2 protein-coding genes and 1 pseudogene are annotated in these 2,278 nt (G+C 68.5%); 1 reads left to right on the top strand and 2 read right to left on the bottom strand.

Going from position 1 to position 2,278, the window contains the following annotated elements; genetic code table 11:
* Positions 1 to 663, bottom strand: a 663-nt coding sequence (locus F3J14_RS34620) for an LLM class flavin-dependent oxidoreductase (RefSeq protein ID WP_166726717.1), incomplete at its 3' end; no start/stop codon positions are given.
* Positions 664 to 715: 52 nt separating this feature from the next.
* Positions 716 to 1,681: an ABC transporter substrate-binding protein gene (locus F3J14_RS34615; protein ID WP_166726716.1), complete on the bottom strand. Its 966-nt coding sequence runs from the start codon at positions 1,679 to 1,681 to the stop codon at positions 716 to 718.
* 292 nt (positions 1,682 to 1,973) lie between these two features.
* Between F3J14_RS34615 and F3J14_RS34610 the strand changes: the two are divergent.
* Positions 1,974 to 2,264: pseudogene (locus F3J14_RS34610) on the top strand (alpha/beta hydrolase); the annotation flags it as partial.
* Positions 2,265 to 2,278 lie beyond the last annotated feature (14 nt).

Raw genomic sequence — 2,278 nt, 5'->3', positions numbered from 1 at the left:
CGGCGCGCGTCCGAACGGCGCCGCGGCGGCCCGCACGCGCGCGATCTGCTCGCGCACCGCGGCGAGCGGTTCGCCCCACGTCATGTAGACGTCCGCGTGCTGCCCGGCCACCGCCAGCGCGGCCGGCGACGAGCCGCCGAAATAGATCGGCACGTGCGGCCGCTGCGCGCTTTTCACGAGAGGCGACGCCCCGCGCAGCCGGTAGAACGCGCCGTCGTGATCGACCGGCGCGTCGGCGAGCCAGATGCGTTTCAGCACGTCGAGATATTCGCCGGTGCGGCGATAGCGCGCGTCGTGCGGCACGAAATCGCCGTCGCGCTGCAGGTCGGCATCGTCACCGCCCGACACGACGTTCAGCGCGAGCCGGCCGCCGCTGAATACATCGAGTGTGGCGATCTGCCGGGCGGCGGCCGACGGCACGATCACACCCGGCCGGTGCGCGAGCAGGATGCGGATCCGTTCGGTCGCGGCGGCCGCGAACGACGCGACGATGAAGCCGTCCGCCGCGTTGCTGAAATGGCCGACCAGGATCTGGTCGAAGCCGGCGGCTTCGTGCGCCTGCGCGAAGCGCCGCACATAGTCGGGCTGGACGGCGGCGCCGCCTGGTACGTCGACCTCCGCGCCGGGCGTCGCTGTGATCATGCCGATGATGTCGACAGGCATGTCGGGCTGTCCTTCTGGTGGGGAATCGGAATGGGCGGGCTCGGCGGCAGCGTCACTGCGCGGCGGCGGTCTTTTGCGCGGACGCCGCGAACGCGCCCGCATACGAGCGGTCGAGCAGTTTCGCCGTGTCGTACGCGGCCGGAATCACGCCGGCCTTGTGCAGGAAATCGGCGGTGTTCTGCGCATCCTTCGCGGCCGTGTCGTCGACGGGGCCCACCCGCTGGTGCGCGTTGTCGAGCCAGCGGTACGCGACGTCCGGCTCGAGCTTCGCGCGCTTCGCCCACAGGTCCGCATACTCGCGCGGATGACTGTCGACCCACTGGCGTGCCGCGACCACGCGCTTCAGGAAATCGGTGATCTCCGCCCGCTTGCCGGTTGCCGCCTGCTCGTTCGCCGCGACGAAGCTGAGTGCGGGCATCAACCCTTGCGCAGTCGTCACGGGCCGTGCGCCCTGCCGCAGCGCGAGCGTGCTGACGAACGGCTCCCACAACGACACGGCGTCGACCGAGCCGTTCGCGAGCGCGTTGGTCGCATCGATCGGCATCAGGTACGCGTACTTGACGGAATCCGCGCGCAGGCCCGCGTGTTCGAGCGCGCGCAGCACGAGCTGCTGGCTCCACGCGCCGCGCCAGACCGCGATGGTCTTGCCCTGCAGGTCGGCGACGGTGCGCACCGGCGAGTGCTTCGGCACAAGGATCGCGACGCCATCGAGGCTCTGCCGCGACACCGCGACGACCTTCACCGGCGCGCCGCGTGCGGCCAGCGTGAGCAGCGCGGAATCGCCGAGGAAGCCGATATCGATCGCGTTGCCGTTCAGGCTCTCGGCGACGGGCGCGGCCGCCTGGAAGTGCTTCCACTCGATCGTGTAAGGCAGGTCCTTCAATACGCCGGACGCCTCCATCGACGCCTGAATGTTGAAGTAGTTCTGTTCACCGACGCGCAGCGTGACGGTGTCTTTCGCGATGCCCGGCTGCGCGGCGAGCGCGAGCAGCAGCGCAATAACGATTCGGCTCAACAACGTGATCTCCCCGGAGGTTGGCGGGCAGCCGCGCGACGGCGGCGCCCTTTGGCCCGCGTGGCCCGACGGCCGGCGGACAGGATGGAACCGATGAAGATACGTCGATGCACTTCATGAGACAAACGCAATATTCTTCTTTGCAAAGATGCAAATAGTTTATGGAACGCCGAGTCGCCCCGCATTCAGCTCGCCGGAAAGTCGCTTGAATGATTCCTCAATAGATATTTCGTGCGCGAAATAATTCTCGCACTATATTTCGCATACGAAATAACTGTCCGACACGAGGACGGCCATGACGCCAGAACCCATCGAGTTTTCCGCCGCCGACGGCTACCCGCTGCGCGGCACGCTGTGGTCGCCGGACGCGCCGCCGCGCGCGCTGGTGTTGATCCATCCGGCAACCGCCGTGCCGGAGCGGCTGTATGCGGGCTTCGCGCGCTTCCTGACCGAGCGCGGCTTCGCGGCGCTGACCTACAACTATCGCGGCATCGGCGCGTCGCGGCCGGCGCGGCTGAGCGCGCTGCAGGCCCGCATGCGCGACTGGGTCGAGCTCGACGTCGGCGCCGCGATCGCGTGGGCGCGCGACGCGTAAGATCG

This window comes from Burkholderia sp. Tr-862, assembly GCF_011753085.1.
In the GTDB taxonomy this organism is placed as follows: domain Bacteria; phylum Pseudomonadota; class Gammaproteobacteria; order Burkholderiales; family Burkholderiaceae; genus Burkholderia; species Burkholderia ambifaria.
The sequence above is the reverse complement of the archived record's forward strand: the minus strand, read 5'-3'. Positions and strand labels throughout refer to the sequence as shown.